The 14,199-nt window shown below is 42.4% G+C and carries 15 protein-coding genes and 1 pseudogene; 12 read left to right on the plus strand and 4 right to left on the minus strand.

What is annotated here, in order from left to right:
* Positions 1-127: 127 nt before the first annotated feature.
* From tnpA to LPW36_RS16485, 6 genes and pseudogenes are all read left to right on the plus strand, one after another.
* Positions 128-451: pseudogene (gene tnpA, locus LPW36_RS16460) on the plus strand (IS200/IS605 family transposase); the annotation flags it as partial.
* A 332-nt stretch (positions 452-783) separates the two neighbouring features.
* Positions 784-2,358 carry an arylsulfatase gene (locus LPW36_RS16465; protein WP_230611566.1) on the plus strand — a complete coding sequence of 525 codons (1,575 nt, stop codon included), beginning with the start codon at positions 784-786 and terminating at the stop codon, positions 2,356-2,358.
* A 132-nt stretch (positions 2,359-2,490) separates the two neighbouring features.
* Positions 2,491-3,750 carry an anaerobic sulfatase maturase gene (locus LPW36_RS16470; protein ID WP_230611588.1) on the plus strand — a complete coding sequence of 420 codons (1,260 nt, stop codon included), beginning with the start codon at positions 2,491-2,493 and terminating at the stop codon, positions 3,748-3,750.
* A 722-nt stretch (positions 3,751-4,472) separates the two neighbouring features.
* The gene (locus LPW36_RS16475; protein WP_230611568.1) at positions 4,473-4,751 is read left to right on the plus strand and encodes a type II toxin-antitoxin system Phd/YefM family antitoxin; all 279 of its coding nucleotides are present in this window, start codon (positions 4,473-4,475) and stop codon (positions 4,749-4,751) included.
* 2 nt (positions 4,752-4,753) lie between these two features.
* Positions 4,754-5,050: a type II toxin-antitoxin system RelE/ParE family toxin gene (locus tag LPW36_RS16480; protein WP_230611570.1), complete on the plus strand. Its 297-nt coding sequence runs from the start codon at positions 4,754-4,756 to the stop codon at positions 5,048-5,050.
* A gap of 230 nt (positions 5,051-5,280) precedes the next feature.
* Positions 5,281-6,918: a mechanosensitive ion channel family protein gene (locus LPW36_RS16485; protein ID WP_230611572.1), complete on the plus strand. Its 1,638-nt coding sequence runs from the start codon at positions 5,281-5,283 to the stop codon at positions 6,916-6,918.
* A gap of 74 nt (positions 6,919-6,992) precedes the next feature.
* On the opposite strand, the gene LPW36_RS17815 is transcribed toward LPW36_RS16485, so the two are convergent.
* Positions 6,993-7,202, minus strand: coding sequence for a GDCCVxC domain-containing (seleno)protein (locus tag LPW36_RS17815; RefSeq protein WP_276574016.1), 210 nt, complete (start codon positions 7,200-7,202; stop codon positions 6,993-6,995).
* Positions 7,203-7,336: 134 nt separating this feature from the next.
* Here LPW36_RS17815 and LPW36_RS16490 point away from each other — a divergent pair, with 134 nt between their 5' ends.
* Together LPW36_RS16490 and LPW36_RS17795 are read left to right on the plus strand one after the other, a co-directional pair.
* The gene (locus tag LPW36_RS16490) at positions 7,337-7,666 is read left to right on the plus strand and encodes a MerR family transcriptional regulator (protein ID WP_476738498.1); all 330 of its coding nucleotides are present in this window, start codon (positions 7,337-7,339) and stop codon (positions 7,664-7,666) included.
* Positions 7,667-7,701: 35 nt separating this feature from the next.
* On the plus strand, positions 7,702-7,824 hold the full coding sequence (locus LPW36_RS17795; protein WP_268991782.1) for a hypothetical protein: 123 nt from the start codon (positions 7,702-7,704) through the stop codon (positions 7,822-7,824).
* A gap of 181 nt (positions 7,825-8,005) precedes the next feature.
* On the opposite strand, the gene LPW36_RS16495 is transcribed toward LPW36_RS17795, so the two are convergent.
* Complete coding sequence (locus LPW36_RS16495; RefSeq protein ID WP_230611576.1) at positions 8,006-8,437, minus strand: carboxymuconolactone decarboxylase family protein; 432 nt, start codon at positions 8,435-8,437, stop codon at positions 8,006-8,008.
* 209 nt (positions 8,438-8,646) lie between these two features.
* Here LPW36_RS16495 and LPW36_RS16500 point away from each other — a divergent pair, with 209 nt between their 5' ends.
* Entirely contained in the window at positions 8,647-9,246 is a 600-nt protein-coding gene (locus tag LPW36_RS16500) for a TetR/AcrR family transcriptional regulator (RefSeq protein WP_230611578.1), read from the plus strand.
* Between the two features lie 54 nt (positions 9,247-9,300).
* On the plus strand, positions 9,301-10,398 hold the full coding sequence (gene nemA / locus LPW36_RS16505; RefSeq protein ID WP_230611580.1) for an alkene reductase: 1,098 nt from the start codon (positions 9,301-9,303) through the stop codon (positions 10,396-10,398).
* A gap of 165 nt (positions 10,399-10,563) precedes the next feature.
* Here nemA and LPW36_RS16510 read toward each other — a convergent pair whose 3' ends face one another.
* Entirely contained in the window at positions 10,564-10,869 is a 306-nt protein-coding gene (locus tag LPW36_RS16510; protein ID WP_230611583.1) for a hypothetical protein, read from the minus strand.
* 260 nt (positions 10,870-11,129) lie between these two features.
* Positions 11,130-12,572 carry a DKNYY domain-containing protein gene (locus LPW36_RS16515; RefSeq protein ID WP_230611585.1) on the minus strand — a complete coding sequence of 481 codons (1,443 nt, stop codon included), beginning with the start codon at positions 12,570-12,572 and terminating at the stop codon, positions 11,130-11,132.
* Positions 12,573-12,777: 205 nt separating this feature from the next.
* Here LPW36_RS16515 and LPW36_RS16520 point away from each other — a divergent pair, with 205 nt between their 5' ends.
* Together LPW36_RS16520 and LPW36_RS16525 are read left to right on the plus strand one after the other, a co-directional pair.
* Positions 12,778-13,575, plus strand: coding sequence for a hypothetical protein (locus tag LPW36_RS16520; RefSeq protein WP_230611587.1), 798 nt, complete (start codon positions 12,778-12,780; stop codon positions 13,573-13,575).
* 550 nt (positions 13,576-14,125) lie between these two features.
* The coding region (locus tag LPW36_RS16525) for an IS1 family transposase (RefSeq protein WP_338085967.1) at positions 14,126-14,199 on the plus strand (74 nt) is incomplete at its 3' end.

The raw sequence follows: 14,199 nt of genomic DNA on the forward strand, positions 1-14,199 counted from the left end.
TTTAAGGACGGCGATTATCTGGTGCTCTGTGAATCGGATTTTACGCATGGTGATCTCCTCAGGGGACATAATCAGTATGTCAGAAGATCTCTAAAAGTGAATGGGTCGTTTTGATGGGATACTTACAGTAGAATTGAATGTTCAATTAGACCATGTGCATTTGTTAGTGAAGATCCCACCCAAGTTATCCGTTTCAGAAGTGATGGGTCATTTGAAGGGAAGAACAGCGATCCGTCTTTTTAATAAATTCCCCTATCTAAGGAAATCGAAATTATGGGGAAATCATTTTTGGGCGAAAGGATATTGTGTAGATACCGTAGGTGTAAATGCAGAAATGATTAAAAGGTATGTGAAGTATCAAGAGAAACATGAACTAGAAGATAATCAGCTATCGCTAAAAGGTTTTTTACTCGAGGCGTTTAAAATTTATTTACTTGGCTCGCCATCTTAATGGCTGGTTTTTGTTTAACAGGTTAAGCTGCGGTACCTAGTTTGGCCCCACAGTAAAAGCTCGACTTTATGTATACTGGCTAAATTGCTTCAACAAACTATAATTAAAATTAAAATTTACTGAAAACAAGTCTGACACAGCTTGAAAGCTATGACCACATCACAAGCATAATGAGGTGCTGGTAGCAATAATGGTATATTATAATGATATTAATGGTTATATATGCAAAAGTTTTTTGGGTAAGTTTCTACTGAATATTAAGAAGTTATTTGCTGTAATTTATGTATTTATTTTATGATTAAGTCAGTTTTTATTTAAAATGGAGCCATAAAATGAAATTAAGAAGATTATCAACAGTTGTGAGCATGCTTCTCTCAGTCAGTGCTATGGCCAAATCCAATCAACCCAACATTGTGGTTATTTTTGGCGATGACATAGGTTGGCAAAATGTTAGCGCCTATGGCATGGGAACCATGGGCTATATCACTCCAAATATTGACCGAATAGCCAATGAAGGCATCAAGTTTACCGACCATTATGCACAACCTAGTTCGACGGCTGGCCGAGCCGCTTTCCTGACTGGCCAATATCCAATTCGTTCCGGTATGACAACTGTCGCTATGCCTGGCGGCACCTTGGGGCTGAAAAAAGAATCACCTTCTCTGGCTGAAGTCCTAAAGGCGGTTGGCTATAAAACAGGCCAGTTTGGCAAAAATCACCTTGGTGATCAAAATTTTGCCTTACCTACAGTACATGGGTTTGACGAATTTTTCGGCAACCTCTATCACCTAAATACTCAGGAAGAACATGAGCAGCGGGATTATCAGAATTTTGCCAAGAAATATTCAGGCTCAATAGAGGCATACAGCAAAAAATTTGGTACTCGAGGTGTTCTTCATTGCTATGCAACTGTGAGCGAAGATAAAACGATCGATCCGCGTTTTGGTGAGATAGGTAAACAGAAATGTACGGATACAGGTCCCTTGGACCAAGAAAGAATGAAAGATTTCGATCGTGTGGAAATGATACCGGCAACCTTGAAGTTTATTGATAACTCAATAAAAGAAAATAAGCCTTTTTTCACTTGGGTTAATACAAGTCGTATGCACCTTTATACTCGTCTTAATGATAAGTGGCGTTATGCTGCGGAACAATACACAAGTGAATATGACTATCATGGCAGTGGCATGATACAGCATGACAGTGATATAGGGTATTTACTAGATGAGTTGGACAAGCGGGGATTGAAGGAAAATACTATCATTATTTATACCACTGACAATGGCCCGGAGCACTCGTCTTGGCCATACGGAGCTACGACTCCCTTTCGTGGTGAGAAAATGACTACTTATGAAGGGGGGGTTCGGGTACCTATGATGGTTCGTTGGCCGGGACATATTCCGGCCGGTACTGTTCTCAATGGAATACAAGGTCATCAGGACATATTTACCACTCTGGCAACGGTTGCTGGGGTTGATGATGTCAGTAAGAAGATTATGAATGATAAAAAGCAATATATAGACGGCATTAATAATCTTCCTTACTGGGAGGGTAAAACTAAAGAATCGGCTCGTGACTCTATTTTTTATTATTTCGAGGATAAACTGTCTGCGATCCGTATCGGCCCTTGGAAATTTCATTTTGCCGTGGCTGAAAACTATTATGACAACCTCACGCCTCTGACTAAGCCCATGCTGTACAACCTGAGAGCGGATCCTATGGAGAGTTATAATTCTGTCGATGCCAATGGTCACCTGCTGCAGAAAATGTCGTGGTTGCTGGCACCGGTAAGTGAAATAGTTGGCGAACATGTCAACACCTTAGTTAAGTATCCACCTGTTCAGGGCGGCACGACGTTCGATATGGACAAGATGATTCAGGATGCCATGCAGAAAACACAACAATAGACTGGGTCAATGGGGCTCTTAAGAGCCCCTGCTTTTTATAGGAATCAATTTTTATAGATGATTGGTTTGTTACCATGAATAAGCATCAGGCGAGTGATGATGAAAAAAATTCTGACCCGTGACACATCCCATATGGATGTTATTCCACTAAAGACGGCAAACCGAGATAGCGCCAGAGCTTATACTCGCCGTTTCCATGTCATGGCAAAACCCGGTGGGGCCAAATGCAATATTGATTGCCAATACTGCTTCTATCTGCACAAAGAGGCCTTGCTCCATCAGCCCAAACAACCTCAAATGGATAGTGATACATTGGATGCTTTCATTCGTAGTTATATTGAAGGTCAGGATGGGGATGAGATCACATTTTCCTGGCAGGGGGGGGAACCGACTCTGCTCGGCATCGATTATTTTCGACAGATTGTCGCTTTGCAGCAGAAATACTGTCCCCCTGGTAGTACTATCCATAATGATCTACAGACCAATGGCATCCTGCTCAACGATGAATGGTGTCACTTCTTGAAGGAGTACGGGTTCCTTGTTGGTCTATCTATCGATGGTCCACGGGATTTGCACGATAAATACCGAGTGACGCGCAGCGGAAAACCGACCTTTGATTTGGTAATGGCGGCAGTTGAGCTGTTACACCGGCATCAGGTTCCTTTCAACACACTGGCTGTTATCAATAGACATAATGCATTGTATCCGCTAGAGGTATACCGTTTTTTGACCCGCGAGCTGGGAGCTAGGTATATCCAGTTCACCCCCTGTGTAGAGCCTAAGGATTTCAAACGAGCAGCCCCACAATACTGGAACGACAACATGCTGCCTGTGATAGGTAGTGAGCTGAGCAGGCCTGGTCATCCGATGTCGATAGTCACCGACTGGTCCGTCGACCCGGACGACTGGGGTACCTTCCTCACCGTGGTGTTTGAAGAATGGGTTAACAACGACTTGGGACGTGTGCAGGTAAACTTGTTTGAGACAGCGGTGGCCCAAACCATGGGATACGCCTCCCAGCTATGTGTGACGGCCGAGTTCTGTGGCAAGGCGTTGGCTATTGAGCACGATGGCAACGTGTTCTCCTGTGACCATTTTGTTTACCCTGAGTACCGGCTGGGTAATATCAATCAGCGGCCATTGAGTCATATGGCCTTATCAACTCGGCAAGAAGCCTTTGGCATGTCCAAACGGGATAGCCTGCCTGACTATTGTCGCAAGTGTGATCACCTGCATTTATGTTGGGGGGAGTGCCCCAAAAATCGCCTTATTAAAAGCCCTGATGGCGAAATTGGCTTGAATTACCTCTGCCCAGGTATTAAGAGCTTTTTTGACTATGCTTCCCCCATCTTGGTTGGAATAGCACATATGCTGCGAAAGCCGGTGTTGTAGTTGATAGCTGCTATGAATGGTCGGATGCAAGCCACAATCAGCTTTAATTCGATAGTAAGCTTGAAGTTCTTCCAGTAGATCACAAACTTTAGCCGGTTGAGTTTTACACTTGAGTAGCGGGATTAAAAATTCATTAATACTTTTGAGCACAGCCAGTTTTTCATTGATAGCGATAATCGGATAGCCGTCATCGTCATAATCAGTAGCCGTATTCATGTGATGGTTTCCTTTGAATGAGAGCCAGATTCCGCCCAAACGCCTATTGGTGCGCATAATGTATATTATGTTAAATATTGTTTTAAGGAAGAAATGGAAAACTATTACTTCCGTGTTACAGCTGGAGTCACCAACACTTGGGAACAGGGAGCTGACGAGAGATGATTATGCTTCCGTGTGGACTTGTAGGTATTTAATCTCCTGAAAAAATGACCAACCCTCACCCAGGTCCGATCGAGCATTAGTCCCCTCTTCTGCTACGGCCAATAAATAATCACTCTGAGTTGGTCTTATAATAGCCTTTAACAAATCTGGAATGGCCGTGCTGGGTAGTTGCCTGGCTACCGATATTAAGTGGTCAACCATTTGTTTATTCTAATATTTATATTTATTTTTGAAAATATTCATAAACCTTATCTGGTAGGATATAGACAAATTAATTATTTGCGATAACTGGCTAAAATGGCCATAATAAACAAAATATCCATTTAAATGGTAGGTGACTTATGCAAATAATTCCCGCGCAGTTAGCAAAAAATCAATTTGGTGATCTACTAATGAAAGTGCAGCGTGAACCTGTAGAAATTAGCAAACATGGTAAACGTGTGGCTGTTGTAATATCACCAGAAGAATATGAGCAATTTGAAAAGCTTAAACTTCAAAGCTTAAAAGCCGTTTTAGCTGAATCTATTGCACAAGCTGAACGAGGTGAACTGTATAGCGTAGAGGATGTTTTTTCCCCACTAGCAGCAGATGAGCTTAATTTACCTGAAGACAAGGCTTAGGTATGAGTGTTCGTTTCACTAAGAAAGCAAGAGAGCATGTGCGTTCCATTAAAGCATACTCTATTAGTCGATGGGGAGAGAGCGTTGCAGAGGCTTACGCTACTTCTCTGCGAGTAACAATTACAGATATTCTTGATCGTCATCCTTCCCCAGGTCGAAATAGGAGTGAGGATCTTTATCCTAGTATATTGAGTTTTCCTGTTGAGAGCCATGTAATTTATTATCGGGAAGTTTCGGTGGGTATTGAAGTGCTGGCTGTGCTACATCACACACAAGATCCACATATACATGTCACATAAAACAATGCTACTGGTTTTGTTCAACTTCATAAGTCATAAGTCATAAGTCTAAACTGCCTACCATCAGTGTTATACATTGTCACCCTTTCCTATCCATCAGTCGTTTTTCATTATCTTTAAAAATTTTCTGATTTGGCACTACATACATTCAAATCCTTGATCTATGCTTATTTTAAATATGTCCATAGACAAACACTACATAACAATATATCAACATTTAGGGTATTATCATGACAGGTAAACTGCTTGTTATCCTGACAGGATTAATTTCATTTTTCGCTTTTGGGACTTTTGCGGCTGAACCACGTATCCAGCCCAACCAAGATGAACAGGCTCGTACTGTCTACATATTTCACCATCCTGTTGTTATGTTGCAGGCTAAATTTGGTCTGACGACTCCTGAAGAACGTGTACTCAGAATTCAGGCCGTCCTGCGATCATTAAATGAAGCCGATCTTCGTGAGCCTTTGGATGTGGTGTCTGTGTTTCGCTATAACCAACCAGGTAAGCTTATTCTGCTCAACCATAAACCTATAATGCTTCTTGTTCAGGGCGACCTAGATGAAGGTGATGATTTGACACTGGATCAAGCAGTGAAAAATGTTGTATCCAGATTTGAGGTGCAAAGAAAATCTTTAAAAGATCAATATAATAGCTCCTGGATTATCCTGTCCGTGGTTAAAACTGTGGTCAGCATGATAGGGTTGTTTATGCTTTTTTATGGCGAGTATATTGTCTGGCGTAAGCTGCGCCGCTATTACCAGCACAAGATTATTCAACAGCAAAGCTGGTTACCCACAGAGTGGAGACGTTTTCTTGGCCCTATAGAAAGTAGAATCTTTGGAGGAATTTTTTTTCTTACGGGATGCATTGTGGCTTATTTCTGGCTAAGTTGGATATTTAGTTTATTTCCCTGGACTCGCATATGGGGATCATCGCTTGGTGAATGGTCAATACATGTTTTTGAAGAAATTGCTTTAACTATTGTGTCTGCAATGCCTGGATTGTTTGTTATAACGCTTATTTTTATTATAACTACACTATTTCTCAAGCTGATAAAGTCAGTTCTGAACCAAATTGCTGCTGGTAGCGTGAAAATCTCATGGCTGCATCCCGAAACGGTTGGTACAACGCGTAAACTTTTTTCCGTATTAACATGGCTTTTAGCGTTATCTGCTGCTTACCCATTTCTTCCTGGAGCTAACTCACTCGCTTTTAAAGGTATTAGTGTATTTCTGGGGCTGATGCTGACGCTGGGATCAGCAGGTGTCATGAATCATGCCATGAGTGGACTGGTTCTGATTTATTCTCGTGCACTGCGTAAAGGGGATACAGTCAGGATCGCTGACAATGAAGGCATCGTCAATGAAATTGGAATGCTGGCAACAAAAATAATAACAAGAGAAAACTATATCGTTACTTTACCAAATGCTGTCGTAGTCAGCGGTAAAATAACAGGTTTAAATTCACTGAATGATGATGGCGGTATCAATCTGACGACCTCGGTTACGATTGGGTACGACACGCCATGGCGTCAGGTTCATGCCATGCTTGAACTGGCCGCAACCCGGGCAAAATGCGTCTGTTCTGCAATTCCTCCAGTTGTTCGACAGCTAAACTTGATGGACTGGTATGTCTGTTATGAACTTCAGGTCCGATTACTTCCTGGCGAATCCCTTGCCAGTGCCAGAAACGAACTTCACAGTCATATTCAGGATGTATTTAACGAATTTGAAGTGCAGATAATGTCACCAAATTTTGTGCTTCAACCTGAAGCTCCAGTTCTGGTTCCACGCGAAAACTGGTTTGTACCCCCTGCGGTTGAACCTCCAGGAACAACGTCAAAGCGAGAATCTCTTAGTGAGTAAAAGGAGGATTCCAGTAACTCATTTGTGAAAATGACATTCACAGAAAAAACGGGATGACATATTCATATTATTGGTTACCCGCAACACCCACTCTGCTGAATCGGTGGACATGGTACTGACCCAAACGAGCAGAACACGCAACAGTCGCCGGGCTTAGGACGTAGCATAACTTTGCAACTTTGGCATTCATAGTAAAACAGACAAGCATCTGTAGGCATAGTTTCCTTTCTGCTAAAACCGCAATACGGACAGGTCAGTATTGATTCAAGAATAACAGTGTTCATCGTGCCCTCACTTATTCACAGTCGACGGCCAATCCGCCCATGATTAACGAATCTTTTCAGGTGAGTTATAACATACCATTTTTCTTGAACATGTTTACTCAAGTGTTAGTATAAATCCCGTACTTAAGTACGGAATCAAGGAAAATTTGATGGCGTCAGAATTGACTATTAGTAAGCTGGCGGAATCTGCTGGCGTAAATATCGAAACGATCCGCTACTACCAGCGACGAGGTTTACTGGTTGAGCCAATCAAACCGCCGGGCAGTCACCGGCGCTATTCGGCGGATGAGGTCAAACGAGTTCGCTTCATCAAACGAGCGCAGGCACTTGGCTTCACGTTAGTCGAGAAGAAAATGGCCGATCTTGACGTAATGAGGCAAGCTTTAGCCGGGCTGGTACAACAATGTAATGCGGACGACGGCCACACAATTTGTCCAATTATCGATATGTTAGCTCGGGAATAGTTTAGCGATTGGTTCCTGTTTTAACTGGAGTTTATATGAGTAATATTTCGGATGATAGAAATGAAAATGCCTTTAAACATGCATTTGATGGAGCGCTGTTACAGCAAATTGCCAATTCGATCAGTCGCTACTCTTTTCCCTTTGCTGACTGCAACTAATAGCCTCCCGAATAGGTGATATCAGACCTGAGCATGACCGGTAAATGACAATTTCGGTATCTGACAGAAACATACATTTCTTTATAAAAGATAAGGATAGCGATATTGCCCCCCATCAATACAAATGGGGGACCGGAATTAACGAGATATGCTAAAGTGGAGTATAAAAATCGAGCGAATATTATTGACGTAAACTAATGGCAATACGGTTAAATGCATTCATTAAACCAATCGCCAGAGTTAAATCCGATATTTCACTATCCGTGAAATGTTGCTGCAACCGCTGATAAAGTTCATCAGAACTGTTTTCAACCGAGATATGGGTTAAACCTTCAGCCCACTGCAAAGCAACCTTCTCTTTTTCACTAAAGGCTGACGATATTTGCCACCCAGCCAGCGTGTCGATTTTATCGTTAGAGACATTCAGTTTACGTAGTTCATCGGTGTGCATTTTCAGGCAAAAAGCGCAGCCGTTAATTTGAGAAATGCGTAAATCGAGCAAAGCAATAAGTTCAGGACCTACGCTACTGCCATGCAGCGCTTGTTTACAGGCAATTAGCCCCTGATATGCCTGAGGGGAAAGTTTAGGATAGGAAAGACGTAATTGAGACATAATGTTCTCCATAGTGATAGTTTAATGAACAGTTTTGTATAAACATGCTCTACAATAAAGGGCTATAGCCGGTCTACCAACAGTATGCGGGCATATAAAACAGGCTATAGCGGAAATTTCTGACTGATGGCAGTCAGATTAAAACCCAATTTGTTTAAAAAAGTAAATCAGGATTGTATTAGACCGACCGGTCTATTATAGTGAGTTTTATGAATCGATATCCAGAACATGATACGCGTGAACATCTCCTTGCTACCGGGGCTCAACTTTGTCTGAGTCGCGGCTTTACCGGCATGGGATTAAGCGAAATGCTGGCGAAAGCAGAAGTTCCTAAAGGCTCTTTTTACCACTATTTCCGGTCAAAAGAGGCATTTGGTGTAGCTATGCTCGATCGCCACTACGCGCTGTACAACCAGCGATTACAACAGCATTTTTCTCAGGAAAATGCCAGTTGGCGTGAACTTATCATTCACTGGTATCAACAGAGTCTGGACTATTTTAATCAGCATGGCAGTTCCCCTAATTGTCTGGTGGTAAAACTGTCTGCTGAGGTCTGTGACCTGTCAGAGGATATGCGTAATGCGCTGGACAATGGGAGCGTGCAGGTTATCGCTCACCTTGCCAACGCGCTTGAAAAAGGACGAATGGAGCGATGCTTCAATTTTCCCGGTGAAGCCCAAATGCAGGCGCAAATGATGTATGCCCTTTGGCTTGGGGCCAGCCTACAGGCCAAAATTTCACGAAGTTCAATACCGCTGGAATGCGCTATTGAACATGTAACCCAGCTTTTAGTGGAGCCTGTCTCCTGACAGGTTCTTTTATTTGTTTTGTTTATAGACGACCGGTCTACTTGAGGATGTATCATGTCAGCAGAGAAATTATTTACCCCATTAAAAGTCGGCGCCATTACGGTACCAAACCGTATTTTTATGGCGCCATTAACCCGTTTGCGCAGTATTGAACCCGGCGATATCCCTACTCCATTAATGGGTGAATATTATCGTCAACGCACCAGTTCAGGATTGATTATCAGTGAAGCAACTCAAATCTCGGCGCAGGCTAAAGGTTATGCGGGTGCTCCGGGGTTACACAGCGCAGAACAGATTGCCGCCTGGAAAAAAATTACCGATGGCGTACATTCAGAACATGGTCATATGGCGGTACAGTTCTGGCATACCGGACGTATTTCCCATAACAGTTTGCAACCGGGTCAACAGGCACCGGTTGCGCCATCAGCTATCAATGCCGGAACTCGCACCTCTTTGCGTGATGAGCAAGGTCGAGCCATACGGGTTGATACTTCGATGCCACGCGCGCTGGAAACAAATGAAATTCCCGGCATTGTTAATGATTTTCGTCAGGCGGTGGCCAATGCACGAGATGCCGGATTTGATCTGATAGAGCTACATTCAGCACACGGTTACCTGTTACACCAATTTCTCTCGCCGGATGCTAACCATCGTACCGACCAATATGGTGGTAGCCTGGAGAACCGTGTTCGTCTGGTACTGGAAGTGGTAGATGCAGCCAGTAAAGAGTGGAGCGCCGATCGTATTGGTATTCGTGTTTCTCCTCTTGGCACCTTCCAGGGCGTGAGTAATGGTGATAATGAAGAGGCTGACGCCCTTTATCTGATCGAACAATTAGGTAAACGCGGTATGGCATATTTGCATATGTCTGAACCTGACTGGGCCGGAGGTCAACCCTATAGCGATGAGTTCCGTCAAAAAGTGCGTGAGCGTTTTAGCGGAGTGATTATCGGTTCGGGTGCCTATACGCCAGAAAAAGCCGAAGCGCTGATTGCCAAGGGTTATATTGATGCCGTTGCTTTTGGTCGCTCATATATTGCAAACCCGGATCTGGTAGAGCGTCTACATCGGAAAGCCACGCTGAATGAACCTCGTCCTGAATCATTTTATGGTGGTAATGCGGAAGGCTATACCGATTACCCAACCCTGTAATATTTAATTAGGGGCGGGTCCGTTACTATGGACCCGCCTTTCTATAAATTCACACGCGACCAGCCATTACGCCACTCACCTGCTCTTTTGGAATAACGCCTTCATAAATAGACACAAAAAAGCCAGAAGCTCCCGCCGCTGGCTTTTCTCTCTTAACCGGCTGTTTTATTCTTTCGGATAACCTTGCTCTTGCAACCAGACACGTCCCGCTTCAATGGCAGGGCTTTGTACTAATACAATAAACAGGAAGGCAACAAATACACCTATCATTGCACCACCAATAGCCCCGCCCAAAGGCAAAAAGAGTGCAACAACAGCGGATAAAACAATCGCAATAACAAGACGAATCCAGAATGCAGATCCGATACGCTTACGCCCTTCTTTATTACATTCTTTGAATAAACGCTTTTGTTCTTGTTTATCCAACCCTTTCAATTCTGGAACATTATCAACAGCCCAATAAATCTTCATAAATTCCTCTAAGTCCGTTTAAATAAATGGTAACACCACACGATTGTAAAGATTATTTATAACAAGAACCAGTTATCCTTATTGTGAATATTAAGTTCAGGAGGGCTCCCAATAATATATTGTACTGGAACAGTTTGGCTGGTCACCAACCCACTACGTTACGCATGGAGGGCATCAGATGTCATTAAATTGCAAGAACTGGCGGAATAATTCAACCGTAATGGAAAGGCGTGCCTGATTAACGCTAGCAGGCACGCTTTTTATATCTGATTCCAGAACGAATAAGACGACTTCGCATGACTGATATTATTAACCTCTGGCATCTCACGAACACTACGTAAATATTGCTCCTTCAGCGTTTTGGTTATCTGCTTCTCTTGCTGTAATTGTTGTTTGAATTGCGGGTAGTCAACAACCAAATAAAATGATTCTTCCATACCAATGTTTCTGGCACTGGTCGATGAGAAATAATAGTTGCCTTTAGCCCGCCATAAGGTTCCTGTCACCCTACCGTTGCGTTCAAAGGTTTCAACCAGATGCCAGTCAGACAACGAGACGTCAGGTAACACAGAAAGTACAGTATTCCGACTTACCAGACCTCTGCTTTTTTTACCCCATACGTCATAAGAGGATAAAATAATCGTATCTTTAGCGTTGGCCCAAACGCCAGCAGCATAATTCTCTGAAATTCGCTGTGGGTTGTTGGAACCAAAGGGATTTGGCCCGGCACATTTAAATTTTTTGCCCTGATAATCCCGGTAAAAAATGCCATTCTCGTTGATAAATAACTCATGGTTTGCCCGATCGCGATCGGCGACTAACAGACTTAGTCCACGGGTTTCTTTACCTTCGATAATCTTCGGAAAAGGGATCGCGCCAAAATAGTAGGTATCTGTTTTAGTATCCCTACCATAATCAGTTTGCCACTGATCGCTATCCGGTGAAAACGCGCTAAAAGCGTCAGGATTTGCATCAGGTAACGGCTGCCCCTGATAGTAGACTCTGGTGTTATCAGCTAAATAACGGTCGTGTACTATGTCTTTTAGACGCCCCTGCCCATAGTGTATCAATTGAACGCTGCCGCCGTCAGCGTCAGGAATCATTACACCTTCATAAAACAGATGCAGTCCATCAGAGAGATAATTTTCTCCCCAGGTATGCAGATTGCCATAGATTACGTTTTCTACACGACTAAGTATAAAATCCCGGCGTCTTGGGCGGTCAGGGTTATCATAATCGTTATCGTGCACAATTTCGTGCCACCAATAATAGTCAGGGTTCTTACGCTCCTGGCTACAAAAATAGGTGTTGTGACCATCGCTGATATAACCCAGGGAAGTATAAATCACACTATCGGGCTGTAACCCTTGAATAATATGAGTACCACAAAATACTGACTGATTATCTTTAGCTAATGGTGCCAAATATCGTGAAGAGTAGACCTGAAAACTGGCGCTGTTTACACCGGGAAGCAAGTAATATCCCTGAACTGGAATATTGACATAAACTTTTTGCTGATAGCTGTAATAGCGCCCGCCAAGCGACTTACTATTACGACTAAAGTCGCTGGAATTTGAGTCGCGCCAAAGGTTGGTAAAGACAAATGCTGATAACAATAGTGCCAGTAAAATAAAGAAAATAGTAAAGAGTCTTATCCAAAATGTGCGGGGAAACTTTCTGGCTTTTGGCGTCTCAATGATCATGAAGGTTTTCCTTTACCTGAATCCAATAACGTCTTGCTATTGCGCGGCTATATAATACACGGATTGGATTATGTGAGACAAAACCAATAATGGATAGGACGAATATTCATGTATAATCGCCGCTGCCGCTATGGACCAGAGCGCGCGCGAGTATATTAACATTATCTGTTTTGTTCGCCAAGATATCATCGGAAGAGTGACGAATATGCTGAAGAAAATTATCTACCTGCTGTTATGCACATTTTTATTCACCAATAGCCTGCCTCTGTTAGCCAAAACCCGCGTTGTTCATGTCGTAGTGGCGCTGTGTGACAATAAATATCAGGGAATTGTTCCGGTACCAGAGAAAATTGGTAATGGACAAGATCCGGTGAATAACCTGTATTGGGGCGCGGCTTATGGTGTGAAAACCTTCATTAAGAAACAGCCAAACTGGCAGCTTGTCACTGCTTCCATTAACCCGCAAAACAACATTCTGGAACGTATCGTTTTTAAACATAAAATCGATGATGTTTATCTGGTCGCCGATGCCTACGATGGTCAATATATTGGTCAAACCATTGATGATTTTTATCAATATATTGGCGGTGCTAAAAAAGGCAGTCTGGATATTCAGCAAAAATCCATCGCTACCGGCGGTGGTGCTGATCTGGTGGTTTACATTGGCCACAATGGCCTGATGGATTATTCAATTGCCCAATTGAATTTAAGTGCACCCGAGATAAACGATGAAAAAACGCGAAATCTGAATGCTCAAAGGCAAGCCGCCGTATTTGCCTGTAAAAGTAAGCCCTATTTCCTGCCTCAGTTTGAACGGGCGGGTATTCGCCCGGCCATGATGACCACCAACTTTATGGCACCGGAAGCCTATATTCTTAACGCGTTAGTGGATTCCTGGATTAAAAAACAGTCTCCGGAACAAACGCGTGAAGCGGTGGCACAGGCTTATGCTAAATATCAGAAAATTAGTGTTAAAAGTGCCAAAGGACTTTTTCATAATTAGAAATTTCAAACTATTTATTCTTTTATAACATGACGTTAGATATTGACAATTGGAATAAAATGTGTATAATATGATAAATTAGTCGGAAGTATTAATGAATTCCCATAAGATCTTGTTCTGTCCTACTTGTAGAATTATGCAGTTCAGTGGTAGCACTACTACCCCCTTCCGAAAAATCCAATTCATGTGTTAAATAGTACTTAAAATAAAATCACTCTATTTTATTGAGCTATAAATAGTTAACGTTACTGTATTAGCTTTTATATTATGTCATGAATTACTCTAACCTGTTCAAGGTTAGCTTCAACAAAAAATAAATTAGATAAGAGCCGTGAATATTATTTACGGTTCTTATCTATCTTTTACATTTAAAATATGGAGGTGAAAATGATGAGTTTAATATAATTTAATAAATTAATAACAAATATCCTTGATACTAATGAAGATTAATAAAATGATATTATCAGATAAAGGAATGACTGTTATTATAAAGTATGTGGGTCGTGACGCATATTTAGTGTTGTGGTATTCTTCGCCCTTTGGATGATTGATGGCAAAGATTGATGTAGTTTGTCCCCGCTGTTCTGAAACGAGTGATGTGATCCGAAACGGTCATTCCACCTC

It is taken from the genome of Limnobaculum eriocheiris, from assembly GCF_021010575.1.
Lineage (GTDB): Bacteria > Pseudomonadota > Gammaproteobacteria > Enterobacterales > Enterobacteriaceae > Limnobaculum > Limnobaculum eriocheiris.

What these genes read in the sequence shown, in the direction of transcription:
- LPW36_RS16465 (WP_230611566.1), top strand. Translation starts at nt 784, where the DNA reads ATGAAATTAAGAAGATTATCAACAGTTGTGAGCATGCTTCTCTCAGTC.
- LPW36_RS16470 (WP_230611588.1), top strand. Translation starts at nt 2,491, where the DNA reads ATGGATGTTATTCCACTAAAGACGGCAAACCGAGATAGCGCCAGAGCT.
- LPW36_RS16475 (WP_230611568.1), top strand. Translation starts at nt 4,473, where the DNA reads ATGCAAATAATTCCCGCGCAGTTAGCAAAAAATCAATTTGGTGATCTA.
- LPW36_RS16480 (WP_230611570.1), top strand. Translation starts at nt 4,754, where the DNA reads ATGAGTGTTCGTTTCACTAAGAAAGCAAGAGAGCATGTGCGTTCCATT.
- LPW36_RS16485 (WP_230611572.1), top strand. Translation starts at nt 5,281, where the DNA reads ATGACAGGTAAACTGCTTGTTATCCTGACAGGATTAATTTCATTTTTC.
- LPW36_RS17815 (WP_276574016.1), bottom strand. Translation starts at nt 7,202, where the DNA reads ATGAACACTGTTATTCTTGAATCAATACTGACCTGTCCGTATTGCGGT.
- LPW36_RS17795 (WP_268991782.1), top strand. Translation starts at nt 7,702, where the DNA reads ATGAGTAATATTTCGGATGATAGAAATGAAAATGCCTTTAAACATGCA.
- LPW36_RS16495 (WP_230611576.1), bottom strand. Translation starts at nt 8,437, where the DNA reads ATGTCTCAATTACGTCTTTCCTATCCTAAACTTTCCCCTCAGGCATAT.
- LPW36_RS16500 (WP_230611578.1), top strand. Translation starts at nt 8,647, where the DNA reads ATGAATCGATATCCAGAACATGATACGCGTGAACATCTCCTTGCTACC.
- nemA (WP_230611580.1), top strand. Translation starts at nt 9,301, where the DNA reads ATGTCAGCAGAGAAATTATTTACCCCATTAAAAGTCGGCGCCATTACG.
- LPW36_RS16510 (WP_230611583.1), bottom strand. Translation starts at nt 10,869, where the DNA reads ATGAAGATTTATTGGGCTGTTGATAATGTTCCAGAATTGAAAGGGTTG.
- LPW36_RS16515 (WP_230611585.1), bottom strand. Translation starts at nt 12,572, where the DNA reads ATGATCATTGAGACGCCAAAAGCCAGAAAGTTTCCCCGCACATTTTGG.
- LPW36_RS16520 (WP_230611587.1), top strand. Translation starts at nt 12,778, where the DNA reads ATGCTGAAGAAAATTATCTACCTGCTGTTATGCACATTTTTATTCACC.